Source organism: Castellaniella sp. (assembly GCF_049671645.1).
Lineage (GTDB): Bacteria > Pseudomonadota > Gammaproteobacteria > Burkholderiales > Burkholderiaceae_B > Castellaniella.
In genome coordinates this window covers 45569-60976 of the sequence record NZ_JBATVG010000019.1, presented here as the reverse complement: position 1 = coordinate 60976, position 15408 = coordinate 45569, and the positions used below count along the sequence as shown (strand labels likewise).

The window sequence follows — 15408 nt, the reverse complement described above, 5'->3', positions numbered from 1 at the left end:
CGGCAGGGTCGCCTCAGCCGGCGCTCAGGTCCTGCTCCACTGCGTAACACGCCACCAGGCGCCCGCCCTGCGATTTCAGGTCGGGCATGGTCTGGCGGCAGACCGGCATCACGCGCGGACAGCGGCTGCTGAACGGGCAGCCGGGCGGCGGGTTCAGGGGGCTGGGCAGCTCGCCGGAAATGCGGATGCGTTCGCCGTGGCCTTCGGGGTTCAGCCGGGGCGTGGCCGACAGCAGCGCCTGGGTGTAGGGGTGCAGGGGCCGGCCGAAGATCGCCGCCTTGTCGCCCTGTTCCACCACCCGGCCCAGGTACATCACCATGACCTCGTCGGCCAGGTGCTCCACCACCGACAGATCGTGGGAAATGAAGACGTAGGACAGGCCCAGGTCGCGTTGCAGGTCCTTCATCAGGTTCAGCACCTGCGCCCGCACGGATACGTCCAGCGCCGACACGGCTTCGTCGGCCACCAGGATCTCCGGTTCCAGCATCAGGCCGCGCGCGATGGCGATGCGCTGGCGCTGGCCGCCTGAAAACATGTGCGGGTAGCGGCTGTAGTGTTCCGGGCGCAGGCCGACGCGTTCCATCATGGCTTGCCCGCGCGCGCGGCGCTGGGCGGCGTCCATCGTGGTGTTGATCCGCAGCGGCTCTTCCAGGATGGCGCTGATGCGCTTGCGCGGGTTCAGCGAGGCATACGGATTCTGGAAAATGATCTGGATCTTCTTGCGGCGCAGGCGGGTCAGTTCGGCGCTGGTGTGGGACACGTCCTGACCGCGATACAGCAATTGCCCGGCGGTGGGCGGCTCGATCATGGTCAGCACCCTGGCCAGCGTCGATTTGCCGCACCCCGATTCGCCGACCACGGCCAGGGTCTTGCCCGCGTGCAGCGAAAAGGACACCCCATCCAGCGCCTTGACGGATCGCTTCGGCTTCAGGAAGCCGGTTTCGACGGGATAGTGGCGTTTCAGGTCGATGGCCTGCAGGACGACGTCGCCGGCGGCGTCGGGGATACGGGTATTGCCGACGGTGTCCGCGGCCGATGAAGATGGGGTGTTCATGCGGAAACCTCGGTGGACAGTCCGGTCGGCTGGCCCTGGTCATCCAGTGGGGTGTGGCACTTCACCTGGCGGCCTTCCGGCCCGGTCAGCGTGGGTTCCACGGCGCGGCAGTGTTCGGTGGCGTAGGGGCAGCGGGGGCTGAGCAGGCAGCCTTGCGGCCGGTCGTAGCGCCCCGGCACGACGCCGGGCAGCGACACCAGGCGGTCCGCGCCCCTGGAAAATTCCGGCAGGGCACGCAGCAGCGCCTGGGTGTAGGGGTGGCGCGGCCGCTTGAAAATATCGGCGGCGGGGCCGGATTCGACGATCTGCCCGGCGTACATCACCAGGATGCGGTCGGCCGCCTGGGCGACCAGCGCCAGATCGTGGGTGATCAGCACCAGGCCCAGCCCCTGCTGCCGCTGCAACGACAGCAGCAGATCCATGATCTGCGCCTGGATGGTGACGTCCAGCGCCGTGGTAGGTTCGTCGGCGATCAGCAGGCGGGGGTTGCAGGCGATCGCCATGGCGATCATGACCCGCTGGCTCATGCCGCCGGACAACTGGTGCGGATAGGCCTTCAGGCGCGAGGCCGGGTCGGGGATGCCGACCTGTTCCAGCAGTTCCAGCACGCGGGCCCGCAGCGCGCGCCGCGACCCGCCCTGGTGCGCCCGCAGGGCCTCCGCGATCTGATATTCCACCGTATAACAGGGGTTCAGGCTGGTCATGGGATCCTGGAAGATCATGGATACCTTGGACCCGACGATGGCGCGGCGTTTCTTTTCCGACAGGGACAGCAGGTCCTGTCCCTCGAAACACAGGGCATCGGCCTGCACGCGGCCGGGGAAATCGATCAGGCCCATCAGCGCCAGGGAACTGACCGATTTGCCCGAACCCGATTCACCCACCAGGCCGACGACCTCGCCGGCGTTGACGTGATAACTGATGCGATCGACAGCCTTGAAGGGCGCCGATTCGTCACCGAAATGCACGGACAGATTGCGAACTTCCAGCATGATCCGCCCCCCTAGACTTTCAGGCGCGGGTCCAGCGCGTCGCGCAGCCCGTCACCCATCAGATTGAACGCCAGCACCGCCAGCAGAATGGCCAGGCCGGGGAAGGTCACGACCCACCAGGCGCTCTGGGCGAACTGCAGCACGTTGGCCAGCATGGTCCCCCATTCCGGGGTCGGCGGCTGGGCGCCCATGCCCAGGAAGCCCAGGGCGGCCATGTCCAGGATGGCGTTGGAGAATCCCAGCGAGGCCTGCACGATCAGTGGCGCCACGCAATTGGGCAGGATGTTGATGAACATCTGCCGCCAGGCGCCCGCGCCCACCACACGCGATGCGATGACGTAGTCGCGGGTCATTTCGCGCAGCACGGCGGCGCGGCTCAGTCGCACGTAGTGCGGCAGGGCCACGAAGCTGAGCGCCAGGGACGCGTTGACGATGGACGGGCCGAAAATCGCCACCAGCACCAGGGCCAGCAGCAGGCTGGGCAGCGCCAGCATGATGTCCACCAGGCGCATGATGGTGATGTCCACCACGCCGCCCGTATAGCCCGCCAGCACGCCGAAGAAGATCCCCAGCACCAGCGACACGCTGACGACCAGGAAGCCCACCAGCAGCGACAGCCGCGCGCCGTAGATCAGGCGCGACAGGATGTCGCGGCCCACATCGTCGGTGCCCAGGATGAATTGCCAACTGCCGGCTGAATGCCAGACCGGGGGCTGCAGCAGATGCTCGCGGAATTGCGCAGCCGGATCGTGCGGCGCGACCAGATTGGCCGCGATGGCGATGAACAGCATCAGCAGGATGTAGATCAGCCCGATCAGGGCGCCCCGATTGCGGGAAAAATCCTGCCAGAAGGATTTGAGCGGCCCCGGAGGGGCCGGCATGGCGGTGGTCAGTTCGGTCATTTGCGTCCCCGCTGCTGGCGGATGCGCGGGTCGGCCAGGCCGTACAGAATATCCACGCACATGTTCACCAGAATGATCAGGGTGGCCACGATCAGCACGCCGCCCTGCACGACCGGGTAGTCGCGTTGCTCCAGTCCGTGAATCAGCCAGCGGCCGACTCCCGGCCAGGAAAAGATGGTTTCAGTCAGGATGGCCCCGACCATCAGCACCCCCACCTGCAGGCCGATGACGGTGATGACCGGCAGCAGGGCATTGCGCAGGGCATGCACGATCACCACCCGCAACCGCGACAGCCCTTTGGCCCGGGCGGTGCGGATGTAGTCCTCGTTCAGCACTTCCAGCATGGAGGAGCGCGTCATGCGCACGATCACCGCCAGCGGGATGGTGCCCAGCACGAAGGCCGGCAGCAAAATGTGGTGCAGGGCATCCCAGAAATCACCGGGCTCGCCGAACAACAGGGTGTCGATCAGCATGAATCCGGTCAGCGGGTTGCTGGGGTCCAGAAACAGCGCCGCGCTGACGCGCCCGGACACCGGCATCAGGTTCCACTGCACCGACACCAGCATGATCAACATCAGGCCCCACCAGAACACCGGCATGGAATAGCCGGTCAGGGCGGCCGTGATGGATACGTGGTCGAACCAGGACCCGCGCTTGACGGCGGCCAGCACCCCGACCGGAATCCCGATCAGCAGCGCGATGAACATGGCGATGACGCTCAGCTCCAGGGTCGCCTGGAAGCGCGGCACGAATTCCGACCAGATGGGTTCGCGGGTCGTCAGGGACGTACCCAGATCGCCGTGCAGCACGCCCCAGATGTAATGGAAATACTGCGTCATCAGGGGCTGGTCCAGGCCCAGCTGCGTCATCATGGCGGCGTGTTGTTCGGGGGACAGCCCCCGTTCTCCGGCCATGATCAGCACGGGGTCGCCGGGGATCAGGTGGATGAAGGCGAACGTCAGCAGAGTGATGCCGATGAACGTCGGAATCGCCAGCCCGACGCGTTTGAAGATGAAAGAAAGCATGGTGCAGAAAGCCCGCTAGTGTCCTGCCGGTCGCGAAGGCCTTGTCGGACCGACCCGGGTGCCGGGATGCGGCGGCGTTGGCGCGGAGAGCAGGGGATTTTGTCTGCCCGCCCCCGGCGCAGGGCGCCGGGGGCGGGCCGGGGGCTTATTTGCCGAGACTGACGTGGTCGAAGATGTGCCGGCCCACGGGGGACACGGTATAACCCTTGACGTTCTTGCGCAGCGGTTCGAACACCGTGGAGTGCGCAATCATGACGGCGGGCGCCTGCTCGTGCATGATGACCTGGGCCTGCTTGTACAGTTCGACGCGTTTGGCGTGGTCGGACGTGGTGCGCGCCGGCTGGATCAGGTCCTCGAAGGGCTTGTAGCACCAGCGGGAATAGTTCGACCCGTTTTGCACGGCGGCGCAGCTGAACAGCGTGGCCAGGAAGTTGTCCGGGTCGCCGTTGTCGCCCGTCCAGCCGATCAGCATGGTCTGGTGTTCGCCGTTTTTGGTGCGCTTCAGGTATTCGCCCCATTCGTAGGACACGATTTTCGCCTTGACGCCGATCTTCGCCCAGTCGGACTGGATCATTTCGGCCATGCGGCGGGCGTTCGGGTTGTAGGGGCGCTGCACGGGCATGGCCCACAGGTCGGTCTCAAAGCCGTCGGGGTAGCCGGCTTCGGCCAGCAGGGCCTTGGCTTTGGCGACGTCGTGCGGCCAATCCTTCACATCGTCGTTGTAGCCCCACATGGTGGGCGGCAGCAGGTTTTTCGCCGGCTGGCCGGCGCCCTGGAAGACCGCCTTGATGATGGCGGGCTTGTCGATGGCCATGGACAGGGCCTGGCGCACCTTCACGTCGGTGAAGGGCTTCTTCTGGGTATTGAACGAGAGATAGCCCACGTTCAGGCCGGCCTGTTCCAGCAGCTGGACGTCTTTGTTCTTGCGGATGGATTCCAGGTCGGCCGGGTTGGGGTAGGGCATGGACTGGCATTCGTCTTTCTGCAGCTTGGCATAGCGCACGGACGCATCCGGCGTGATGGCGAAGACCAGGCGGTCGATCTTGGGCTTGTCGCCCCAGTATGCCGTGTTGGCCTTGTACAGGATGCGGGCGTCTTTCTGATAGGTGACGAATTCGAACGGCCCCGTGCCGATGGGGTCGGTGTCGACCTTGGTCGGGGTGTTGGCCTTCATCATGGCATCGGCGTATTCAGCCGACTGGATAGATGCGAAATCCATGCCCAGATCGGCGACGAAGGGGGCCTCGGGGTGCATCAGCACGAAGCGCACCGTGTGATCGTCGACCTTTTCGATCTTGTCGATCAGCTTGTCCAGGCCCATGCCGGCGAAGTACTGGTACGAGCCGTTGGAGACTTTGTGATACGGATGGCTGGCGTCTTTCTGGCGCAGGAAGGAAAACAGCACGTCGTCCGCGTTGAAGTCGCGGGTGGGCTTGAACAGCTTGTTGGAATGGAACTTCACGCCCTTGCGCAGGTGAAAGGTGTAGGTCTTGCCGTCTTCGCTGACGTCCCATGATTGCGCCAGGCCCGGGATGACTTCGGTGGAGCCGGCCTTGAATTCGACCAGGCGATCGAAGATCGGGTGCGTGGCGTCGTTGGTCGTCCCGGACGTGAAGAATGCAGCGTTGAAGCCTTCGGGCGAGCCTTCGGAACAGTAGACGTAGGTGGAGGCGGCTTGTGCCGAGCCGACTGCCAGGGCCATGGAAATCAGGGACAGACCCAGGGAGCGTTTGGAAATCATGATTATCACCTCGCATGAATGCGTGAATCTGCGAGAACATAGCATGAAACACTGTTTGAACCGTAGTGCTCAGGCATCAAGGATTACCCGAATGCGCAACGGCGCAACTTTCCGAAAACGGCGCGGCGATTGGCGACCGGGCCGTTTTCGTGACGGGACGCGACGCCGGAGGCGGGCGCCGGGCAAGGCCGCGCGGTCGCGCGCCGGCCGGGTGGATCGCACGCCTTGTCGGTGGAAACCCGGCTGGGCGATAATGTCCTTTTGACCCGATTCGATGGCGTGCCGGGGCGGTAGATCCCCGATAATGGCAGCCACATCGTTCTCTCACAGGATTCCCACCATGGCCTCAGTCAACAAAGTCATTCTCGTCGGCAACCTGGGGCGCGACCCGGAGGTCCGCTACAGCCCCGACGGCGCCGCCATCTGCAATGTATCCATCGCCACCACCAGCAACTGGAAGGACAAGGCGTCCGGCGAACGCCGCGAGGAAACCGAATGGCACCGCGTGGTGTTCTACAACCGCCTGGCTGAAATCGCCGGCGAATACCTGCGCAAGGGCCGGTCCGTCTATGTGGAAGGCCGCCTGAAGACCCGCAAATGGCAGGACAAGGAAACCGGCGCCGATCGCTACAGCACCGAAATCGTCGCCGACCAGATGCAGATGCTGGGCGGACGCGAAGGCGGCGACGCGCCCTCCGGCGGCGATGCGGGCGGGTTCTCGCAGGCCCCGGCCCCCCGCCGCGCTCCGCAGCAACAGCGCCCGGCCGCCCCGGCGGCGGCGCCTGCCAGCAATCTGGCGGACATGGACGACGACATCCCGTTCTGACGCTGGGTTCACTCAGCTTCGTAAAAGCCTCCTGCCCGTTTCCAGCGAGCAGGAGGCTTTTGGCGTTTGAGCGTCGGGGGCGGTATTTTTCAGCCTGGGCGACCCCTGCCTATTCCGGGCGGAAGGGCATCGCGGCGGATGCCCCGCACGTGCTAAACATCAGAGCGTCCGACCGGTCCGCATCAGCTTGTCCAGCTCCGCCACGACGCGCTTCGCGTGGGCGTCGGGGATGGGCCGCAGCGGGGGACGGGGGATGGCCGAATCGATGATTCCCAGGTGCGCGAGCCCGACTTTAAGGCGGGTGTGCATATCCATGAGCGGGGCGGCGCCGTAGACGGAGCGGACGAATCCGTACAGTTTGTCGTTGGCGGCGCGCATCGCTTTCAGGTCGCAGGCTTCGGTGGCGGCCCATAGGTCGCACAGTTCTTGCGGCACCAGGCTGGCCATGCCGGACAGCAGGCCGTCGGCGCCGGTGGCGGCCTGGGCGAACATCCAGTTGTAATTGGACGGCAGCATGGCGACGTGCGGCGCGCGCGCCCGGATCATGCGCAGGTTGTCTTCGTACAGCTGGATGCTGCCGCTGCCTTCCTTGACGGCGATGACTTGCTCGCATTGCACCAGTTCCGCCAGCACTGCGGTGCTGTAGCCGTAGCCCGCGCGCACATCCTGCTGGAAAATGGACAACGGCAGTTTGCTGGCCGCCAGGATGGATTCCAGGTAGTGCATGGCGTAGCGGGCGTCATCGGACGCGCCCGCGCCGAATTGCGGCATGGGGAACAGCACCAGCACATCCGCGCCGGCCTGCTCTGCCTGGATGGCCTGGGTCACGGCATCCTCGGTGCTGTAGGGGATGATGCCGGCCATCAGGGGCGTGTCCCGGCCGATCAGCGCACGGGTGCGCTGTATGACTTCGGATCGCTCGGCCGGCGACAGCATGGCGCCGTCGCCGGCGTGGCCGTTGACGAAGGCCGAGACCATCCCCTTGGGCTTCATGCAGTAGGCCATCAGGCGTTCATAGCTGTCCCAGTCGATGCTCAAGTCCTTTTCATGAAAGGGCAGGACAGGGGCCACGGTGACCCCGATCAAATCGTGTTTGCTTGTCATGAGAACTCCTTGGATTAAAGATCGGCTTCATTGAGCACGGATTGAAGCCATTGCGTTTCGGCGGGATCGGATGCCGTCATGGGGGCGCGCATCGCCGGCGTCGGGATCAGTCCCCGCAGATGAAGACAGGTTTTCAGGCGCGCGGTGGCGCGTGTCCCGGGCGCGGCGCCATAAATGGCCTTGACCAGGGGGTACAGCCGTGCATGGGCTTTACGGGCCTGGGCGATATCCCCTTGCCGGACGGAATCCCAGAGCTGGACGACGGCGTCAGGGTCCAGGGCGGCGATGCTGACTTGCGAGCCGCTGCCGCCCAGCAGGAATGTGCTCAACAAATGTTCGTCGCCCGAGGGCATGACGCCCACGTGCGGCGCGGCCGCCTGGACGTGGCGCAGGTTAGCTTCGTAGCGGGCGGTTTCCCAGCTGCCTTCCTTGATGGCGACGACGCCCTCCAGCCGCGCGAGCGCAGCCAGTGTGTCGGGGCTGTACGCCATCCGCCCCGCGTGCACCGAGGCCTGGTACAGCATCAGCGGCAGGCGGGTCTGCGCCCGGATGGCGCGATGGTGCGCGAGCGCGCTGTCGGTGGTGTGTCCCAGCGCCCAGGAAAAGGGCGGGAAGACCAGCAGCGCGTCGGCGCCCGCAGCCTGCGCCTGGCGGGCCTGGTCGGCCGCTTCGGCGCTGGATTCGGCGTAAACGCCGCAGATCAGCTGGGCTTTCGGCCCCACGGCCTCGCGCGCGCAGCGGACGACGTCCTGTTTCTCCTGGGCGGTCAGTGTGAAATTTTCGCCGGCGTGCCCATTGATCAGCAGGCCGCGTATCCCGGGGCGGCTGGTCACGGCCTGGTGGTGCCGGGCCAGTGCGTCGAAATCGATCCGCTCGTCCGCCTGCATGGGGACGACGGTTGACGCGAAAATACCTTCGAAGCTCGGATGCATTTCTGGAAATCCAATGCGACGCCCGGGCGAATCGCCCGGGGTCTGGTTGGCGGGACGCGGCACCGGGAACCCGGCCGCGCGCCCGGGAACGGATGGACGGTCAGGCCGCTGGCCGGCGCCCCGCGAGAATGACTTGGTGGTTCACCAGGACCAATTGGCCCTTCTGGTTGTGCACATTGCATTCCACGACGACGCGTCCCCAGGTCGCATCCTTGGGTTCGCAGGCGGCGATGCGCATGACCGAGTGCACGGTGTCCCCGTCATAGACCGGCAAGAGATAGCGGATCTTGTCGTGGCCGTAGTTCAGGCTATGGGCCAGGTTGAAGCCGATTTCGTATGCGAAAAAGGTGTCGCTCACGCTCAATACCAGCACGCCTTGGGCGCAGGGCCTCTCGAACACCGGGTGGTTCTTGCAGTATTCGGCATCCGTGTGGTGCGGGTGGTCGTCGCCCGTGGCGCCGATGAACAGACGGATATCGGCGTCGGTGATCGTGCGCCCGCGGCTGGTGTATTCGGCGCCGACCACCAGGTCTTCAAAATACAGCTGTTTCAATTCGTCCTCCTGAGGGTGACGGGGAAGGGCTTAGCGGCTGCCGGCCTGGCGGATCAGGCCGAGCATTTTTTCGGCATCGACGTTCTTGGCCAGCTTGTCCTGCAAGGGCAGGGATCGTTCGATCCACGGGCCTTTGTCGATTTCATTGACCTTGACGCCTTCGGCCTTGAGCTTCTCCATGTATTTGGCCGACATGTCCATATCGAACTGCTGTTCGCGGCGGCTGGCCGCGTGCCCGGCCTCCAGCACGATCTTCTTGAGATCGTCGGGCAGCTTGTTCCATGCCAGGTCGCTGACCATGAACAGGCCGGTCGCCATCATGTGGTCCGTGAGCGTGTAATACGGGGCCTGCTCGTAGTGCTTCATCGAGTAGTAGAACTCCGGCGAATTTTCAGCGGCGTCCACGACGCCGGTCTGCAGGGCGGAATACAGCTCGGAGAACGCGATGGGCGTGGGACGGGCGCCCAGGTTTTCCCAGCCCTCCACCTGTTCCTCGGATGTCAGCGTGCGCACCTTCATGCCCTTGAGATCGTCCAGCGTCTTGACCGGATGCTTGGAGTTGTACAGGCTGCGAATCCCCGCCGTGGTCACGCCCAGCAGCTTGACACCCACGTTGGAGTGATTCACGTAGTCTTCCAGCGCGGCATAAAAGGCGGTGTCGTCCGAAATCACTTTTTGCCGGTGTTCGATGTTCTCGAAGATGTAGGGCGCCCCGAGGATCGCGACCTTGGGCAGCAGCGAGGAAATGTTGCCCACCGAGGTCGCCGTGAAATCCACGGTGCCCAGGCGCAAGCCCTGGGCCAGCTCCAGCTCGCTGCCCAGTTGGGCGGCGGGATAGACCTTGATGCGGATGCGCCCGTCGCTATTGGCTTGCACCGTTTTGGCGAAGTCTTCCAGCAACGTGGCGTACGAGCTGCCCTTGGGCTGGTCGGTGCCAGCCTTGAAGTTGAACTCGGCGGCCATGCTGCTGGATACGGCCAGGCAGCCCAGCGCGGACAGAATGCAGATGGATAGTTTTTTCATGGTCGTGTCTCCTGTATTGATAATGCGGTCGTTATAAAAAGCACCGTCGTGGCGAAAATGCATGCGGCTACTTGATCAAGCCGTAATGCGTGGGTAAGAACAAGGTGATCTCGGGGAAGTAGGTCACCGCCAGCAGAACCAGCACCATGACGCATAGGGGCATCAGGATGCGGCGCGCCACCTGGATGACGGTGCGCTCGGCGATGCTCGAGCACACGAACAGGGTGATTCCGTAAGGCGGTGTGAACATGCCGATGGCCAGGTTGAATACGAACATCACGCCGAAATGGATGGGATGCACCCCGAAGGCTTCGGCAATCGGCAGAAAGATGGGCATCAGGATCAGGATCGCGGCGATGCTTTCCATGAACATGCCCACGATGAGCAAGATGCCGTTCAGGATCAGCAGGAATACGAAGGGATCGTCCGTGACGGCCTCCAGGAAATCGGCCAGCCGGTCGGCGACGCCTTCGGACGCGATCAGCCAGGCGAATATATTGGCGGTGCCGATGATCAGCATGACGGCGGCCGACAGGATCGCGGTGCGCAGGATGGCATCGTGCAGTTGCTTGAACCGCAGTTCCTTGTAGACGAATATCCCGATCAGCAAACTGTAGAAGGCCGCCACCGCCGCCGCTTCGGTGGCCGTGAACATCCCGCTGACGATGCCCCCCACGATGATGACCGGCATGAACAAAGCGGGGATGGCCGACCAGAAAGTGCGCGCGAGGTACACCATCGAAAACCGGCGCGTATCGCTCTCGTATTGGGCGCGCCCCTTGCGCGCGTACAGGTATGCCACCAGCAGCAACCCCAGGGCGGCGAGCAGGCCGGGCGCCACGCCGGCGATGAACAGCGCGCCCGTGGACTGCGACGAGACGGCCGCGACCACGACCAGCAGCAGGCTGGGCGGAATGATCTGCGCCAGCGACGATGAGGCGGCGATCAGGGCGGCGGCGAAGTCGGTGTCATACCGGCGCCGCTTGAGCTCGGGCTGCATGATGGAGGACACCGCGGCCGCATCGGCCGAGCCGGACCCCGAAATGGCGGCCAGGGCCGTGGCCGTGGCCACCGACACAAGGTACAGGCTGCCCGTGATCCAGCCGATCAAGGCGGTGGCGAAATCCACGATACGGCGCGACAGCCCGCCGCCCTCCATCACGGCGCCCGCAAAAATGAAAAACGGGATCGCCATGATGGTGAATGAATTCAGGCCGGAAAAGATACGCTCGCTGACGAGGGCGACGGGGACATCGGTGCCGAACACCACGAACCCTGCGCCGGCCAGTCCCAGCACGAAGACGACCGGCATGCCGAACAACAGGAACAGCACGAAAAGAGTGACGGAAATGAACATGTGTCGGCGCTCCCTATACCTGTTCGGGGATGGTTTGCTGGTCGACGGGTTCTGCGCCCTGTTCGGGGCAGAATAGAGACAGCACGAGTTCGATCATCATGTAGACGGCGCCGGCCGCCAGACTGGCGTAGACGGCCCACATGGGCAGGCCCAGCGCGGGGGATTTCTGAAATGCGCCCATGTCGATCAGGGGTAGGGAGCCTTTGAAAACGAGCGCGAGAAACCAGAAGATGAACATGGCGTTGATGATCTGGATCCAGGAACGGACGCGTTTGGGAATCAAGGTGACCAGAACGTCCACAGCCACGTGGCGCCCGAAGCGCAAGGCCACGCCGGCGCCCATCATGACCAGCCAGAGCTGGCTGTAATTGGCGATTTCCTCGGTGCCGACGATGGAAAACGGGGTGAAGGTGCGCACGGCGACCTGCGCCAGCACGGCGCCGAACATCAAAATGAAGGCCGTCACCAGAAACACGTCCACGATTGCGCGTAGTCCGTGGATAATTTTCAAGCTGATCTCTTTCACTGTTCCTCCTGTGCCGCTTCGGGCGTTGGGGTGTCCCTCGATGTCTTTGAAAAATACGGGCCCCTGGGTCAAGTGGCTTTGCGGTCTACGCAGATGCGCTTGTGCGATGCCGCGCGGGCTCGCCGCCGCTGTGCGATCGCTCGCCTGCGGCAAACCGGGCCATATTGTCTTTTTGCGCATCCGTGCCGAACAGCGGACGCAGGTTGTCGTGCTCCAGCTTGAGCCCGTCGGCCAGCGTCAGGTCCAGGCCGTCCCGGATGGTCGCTTTGGCCAGGCGCGCCGCTTGCCGGCTTTTGCCCGCAATGCCGGCCGCGAGCCGTACGGCATGCGTGACCGTGTCGTCATTGGCGACGACCTCGGAGACCAGGCCCATGCGCCAGGCGCGCTCCGCCGACACCCGCTCGCCGGTGAGAATCATGCGCGCGGCATTCTTGGCGCCGATCAGGCGCGGCAAGCGCTGGGTGCCGCCGTCGCCGGGGAAAATCCCCAGATTGATTTCCGGTTGCCCGAAAATGGCGTTTTCTCCGGCAATGATGAAATCGGTCATCATCGCGAGCTCGTTGCCGCCGCCCAGGCAATAGCCGTTCACGGCGGCGATATAAGGTTTTTCAAAATCAGCGATGCGCTGCCATGCGGCCAAACGCTCCCCGGACAGCGCCACGTCCGCGCCGTGCGCGTGCTGGTCGTGGATGTCGGCGCCCGCCGAAAACGCGCGCTGGTCGCCGGTCAACACGACACAGGCCACGTCTTCATCCGCGGCGGCGGTGGCCAGGGCCTCGTCCAGGGCGCGCACCAGGGCCTGATTCAGGGCGTTGCGCTTGTCCGGCCGGTTCAGTATCAGCAGGAGCACGCCTGGCGCGGGCCGCTGCTGCAGTAATAGGGTGTCCACGGTTTGTCTCCTTTCTTGTCTCCACGTGCTCAGGCAGGAAGGGGGGAGCACGTGGGTCTTCGCTCAAATGGCCCTCAGTTGGATCCGTTTGAAATTGTGCACGTGGCCTTCGAAGGGGCCGAATCCTTTTACCTTGATGAAATCCTCGGTTTCGAACGCCCATTGGCCGGCCACCGAATACATGGCGACATATTTCGGACCGTCGCCCAGGTTGACGTAGCGGCTGGCCGATAGCCAGCCGGGGCAGGACAACAGATCCGGGAAATGCTGTTGCACATACCATTTGTTGAATGCGGGCTCGTGCTCGGGTTCTATATCCACCATCACGATGTGCGTGAATTCTTCGTCGTTCATTGTCATAAAAACACTTGACTCCCTTGTATCGATTTGTTCGGGCCGCCGATGCCGGCGGCGCTGCTTATGGGGTTTCCTTCTTTTTAGGGCGCGGAAATTTCAGGGTCGCCCGCGCTTTGAGGACTTCGAGTCCGTCTTCGTTGCGTGCGCTGGCTTTCCAGTGCACTGTTCGCTTTTCGGGCTCCAGCGCGTCGATCCAGACTTCGAACTGGATCGTGTCGCCATAGAAAACGGGGCCGGTGAACCAGAACTGGTCTTCTATGGATACCCCGGCGACGCCCACCAGCTCGCTGGTCAGGACGCTCGTGCACAGTCCGGCGACCATGATGCCCGGCGCGAGGCGCTGGCCGAATCGAGTGGTCGATGCATACGCGTCGTTCACGTGCACCGGGCCGAAATCCCCGGTGCTGGCAATGTAGAGCGCGGCATCCGCTTCGGTGACGGTTTTCGACAGGCGCACGCGGTCGCCCACGTTCAACGCCTCAAAAGGCTTATCGTCGTACATGGCCGTCATCCTTGCGCCATGGGGACGAGCTGCGCCGTGCCCTCGACCAGCGTGTCGCCGGTTTGCGCGTCCGTGCAGTGGACGCGGCAGAGCAGCGCATCGCCCTGCGCCTGTTCGACGCGCGCTTGCGCGTGGACGGTGGTGCCCACGGCCACGGCCCGTGCGAATTCGACGTTCATGGCCGCGATGCGCCGCCCGGGACCGCCCAGCTTGGACAGGCCTGTGGTCGCGAGCGACGCGAGCGCGAGTTCGAACACCGTCAACCCGCCGACGCCGTTTTTCTGCCCGCGGGTGGCGTCCACGTATTGCGCGCCCATATTGCCGCTGATCCCCGTAAACAGGGCCTGCTCGGCCACCGTCAGGGTCTTGGAGAATTTGAACTCGCCCGCCGTGGGCGACGTTTCGTGATTTGTCATGGTCTTTTTCCTGTGTTCAAGGTACGTGGTCCGGAGGATCAGAACGCGGGCAGGCCGCGTTTGATGATGTCGCGGGCGATCAGCATCCGGTGGATTTCCGAGGTGCCGTCATAAATGCGCGTGACCCGGGCATCGCGGTACATGCGCTCGAGCGGCATTTCTTTGGTAAAGCCCATGCCGCCGAACACCTGGATCGCCCGGTCCACGACGCGGCCCTGCATTTCCGAGGCGGCGACCTTGACCATGGATACCTTGGCGCGCGGATCGAAACCCTGGTCGACTTCCCAGGCGGCATTGAGCACCATCATCTTGACGCCGAAGATCTCCGTCGCGCTGTCGGCGATGAGCTTCTGCACCATCTGGAACTCGCCGATGGGCCGGCCGAACTGCTTGCGGTCCGCCGCGTATCCGCGCATCAGTTCCAGCGCTTTGCTCGCCATGCCAACGGCGCGCGCGCCGATATGCGCCAGGCGGATCTGCGACACGCTGCCCATGATGAGGGGAAAGCCCTGGCCGATTTCGCCCAGCACGGCGTGTTCCGGGATGCGGCAGTCTTCAAAAACCAGTTCGGCGTGGCCGTAGCCCCGGTGGCCCATCATGGGCTGCACTCGGCTGACCCGGAAACCCGGCGTGCCCTTGTCCACCAGAAACAGCGTGATGCCGCCCCGGCCGCGCTTTTCAGCGTCCGTCAGCGCCATGACGATCACGTAGTCGGCAATGTCGCCGTCGCTGATGAAGTGCTTGGTGCCGTTCAGCACCCATTCGCCCGATTCGAGCCGCGCGGTCGTCGAGATCGATGCGGCATCCGAGCCGGCGCCCGGCTCGGTGATGGCCATGGCGCAGATCCGATCGCCTTGGACCGTCGGTTTCAGGTATTTTTCGATTTGCTCGCCCGCGCACGCCATCAGCATCGGATAGACTTGGCCGAACACCCGGCGAATCAACGCGTCCGACGTCTGGCCGAACTCTTGCTCGACCAGACACTGATCGACGCAGCTCAGTCCGCCACCGCCGACGGATTCGGGCATATTCATGGCGAACAGGCCCAGCGACTGGGCTTTTTGTTTGACGCGCGCGAGCGCCTCGGGCGGGATCACCCCGCTTTCCTCGGTCGGCTGCTCCAGGGGGTGGACTTCTTCCTTGATAAAGCGCCTGACCGTGTCGATCAGCAACTGGCTTTCGCCGGGGATGGAAAAATCAATCATGTGC

Annotated in this window: 17 protein-coding genes; 1 reads left to right on the top strand and 16 read right to left on the bottom strand. The window is 64.1% G+C overall.

What is annotated here, in order from left to right; translation table 11 throughout:
* Positions 1-13 precede the first annotated feature (13 nt).
* The 5 genes from WBG56_RS08830 to WBG56_RS08810 all read right to left on the bottom strand — a co-directional run bounded on the left by WBG56_RS08830 (position 14) and on the right by WBG56_RS08810 (position 5714).
* Positions 14-1054: a peptide ABC transporter ATP-binding protein gene (locus tag WBG56_RS08830; RefSeq protein ID WP_424267363.1), complete on the bottom strand. Its 1041-nt coding sequence runs from the start codon at positions 1052-1054 to the stop codon at positions 14-16.
* Positions 1051-2046, bottom strand: coding sequence for a dipeptide ABC transporter ATP-binding protein (gene dppD / locus WBG56_RS08825; protein ID WP_424267361.1), 996 nt, complete (start codon positions 2044-2046; stop codon positions 1051-1053). Before dppD ends, WBG56_RS08830 begins: the two co-directional genes overlap by 4 nt.
* Positions 2047-2057: 11 nt before the next feature.
* The gene (gene dppC / locus WBG56_RS08820; RefSeq protein WP_424267358.1) at positions 2058-2948 is read right to left on the bottom strand and encodes a dipeptide ABC transporter permease DppC; all 891 of its coding nucleotides are present in this window, start codon (positions 2946-2948) and stop codon (positions 2058-2060) included.
* On the bottom strand, positions 2945-3973 hold the full coding sequence (dppB, locus tag WBG56_RS08815; protein ID WP_424267356.1) for a dipeptide ABC transporter permease DppB: 1029 nt from the start codon (positions 3971-3973) through the stop codon (positions 2945-2947). Before dppB ends, dppC begins: the two co-directional genes overlap by 4 nt.
* A 145-nt stretch (positions 3974-4118) precedes the next feature.
* On the bottom strand, positions 4119-5714 hold the full coding sequence (locus tag WBG56_RS08810; RefSeq protein ID WP_424267353.1) for an ABC transporter substrate-binding protein: 1596 nt from the start codon (positions 5712-5714) through the stop codon (positions 4119-4121).
* 340 nt (positions 5715-6054) lie between these two features.
* Here WBG56_RS08810 and ssb point away from each other — a divergent pair, with 340 nt between their 5' ends.
* Positions 6055-6540 carry a single-stranded DNA-binding protein gene (gene ssb, locus WBG56_RS08805; RefSeq protein ID WP_424267351.1) on the top strand — a complete coding sequence of 162 codons (486 nt, stop codon included), beginning with the start codon at positions 6055-6057 and terminating at the stop codon, positions 6538-6540.
* 159 nt (positions 6541-6699) lie between these two features.
* On the opposite strand, the gene WBG56_RS08800 is transcribed toward ssb, so the two are convergent.
* The 11 genes from WBG56_RS08800 to WBG56_RS08750 all read right to left on the bottom strand — a co-directional run bounded on the left by WBG56_RS08800 (position 6700) and on the right by WBG56_RS08750 (position 15404).
* Positions 6700-7644, bottom strand: a complete 945-nt coding sequence (locus WBG56_RS08800; protein WP_424267349.1) for a dihydrodipicolinate synthase family protein — start codon at positions 7642-7644, stop codon at positions 6700-6702.
* 14 nt (positions 7645-7658) lie between these two features.
* Positions 7659-8576, bottom strand: coding sequence for a dihydrodipicolinate synthase family protein (locus WBG56_RS08795; protein WP_424267347.1), 918 nt, complete (start codon positions 8574-8576; stop codon positions 7659-7661).
* A gap of 100 nt (positions 8577-8676) precedes the next feature.
* On the bottom strand, positions 8677-9129 hold the full coding sequence (locus WBG56_RS08790) for a MaoC family dehydratase (protein ID WP_424267345.1): 453 nt from the start codon (positions 9127-9129) through the stop codon (positions 8677-8679).
* 30 nt (positions 9130-9159) lie between these two features.
* Complete coding sequence (locus WBG56_RS08785; RefSeq protein WP_424267343.1) at positions 9160-10152, bottom strand: TRAP transporter substrate-binding protein; 993 nt, start codon at positions 10150-10152, stop codon at positions 9160-9162.
* A gap of 67 nt (positions 10153-10219) precedes the next feature.
* Positions 10220-11509, bottom strand: coding sequence for a TRAP transporter large permease (locus WBG56_RS08780; RefSeq protein WP_424267341.1), 1290 nt, complete (start codon positions 11507-11509; stop codon positions 10220-10222).
* A gap of 13 nt (positions 11510-11522) precedes the next feature.
* A complete protein-coding gene (locus WBG56_RS08775) occupies positions 11523-12020 on the bottom strand; it encodes a TRAP transporter small permease (RefSeq protein ID WP_424267339.1) in 498 nt (165 codons plus the stop codon).
* 100 nt (positions 12021-12120) lie between these two features.
* A complete protein-coding gene (locus WBG56_RS08770) occupies positions 12121-12924 on the bottom strand; it encodes an enoyl-CoA hydratase/isomerase family protein (protein ID WP_424267337.1) in 804 nt (267 codons plus the stop codon).
* Positions 12925-12987: 63 nt separating this feature from the next.
* Positions 12988-13284 carry a hypothetical protein gene (locus tag WBG56_RS08765; RefSeq protein ID WP_424267335.1) on the bottom strand — a complete coding sequence of 99 codons (297 nt, stop codon included), beginning with the start codon at positions 13282-13284 and terminating at the stop codon, positions 12988-12990.
* A 58-nt stretch (positions 13285-13342) separates the two neighbouring features.
* A complete protein-coding gene (locus WBG56_RS08760; RefSeq protein WP_424267333.1) occupies positions 13343-13783 on the bottom strand; it encodes a MaoC family dehydratase in 441 nt (146 codons plus the stop codon).
* A gap of 5 nt (positions 13784-13788) precedes the next feature.
* Positions 13789-14199 carry a hypothetical protein gene (locus WBG56_RS08755; protein WP_424267331.1) on the bottom strand — a complete coding sequence of 137 codons (411 nt, stop codon included), beginning with the start codon at positions 14197-14199 and terminating at the stop codon, positions 13789-13791.
* Positions 14200-14237: 38 nt separating this feature from the next.
* On the bottom strand, positions 14238-15404 hold the full coding sequence (locus WBG56_RS08750; RefSeq protein WP_424267329.1) for an acyl-CoA dehydrogenase family protein: 1167 nt from the start codon (positions 15402-15404) through the stop codon (positions 14238-14240).
* Positions 15405-15408: the final 4 nt, after the last annotated feature.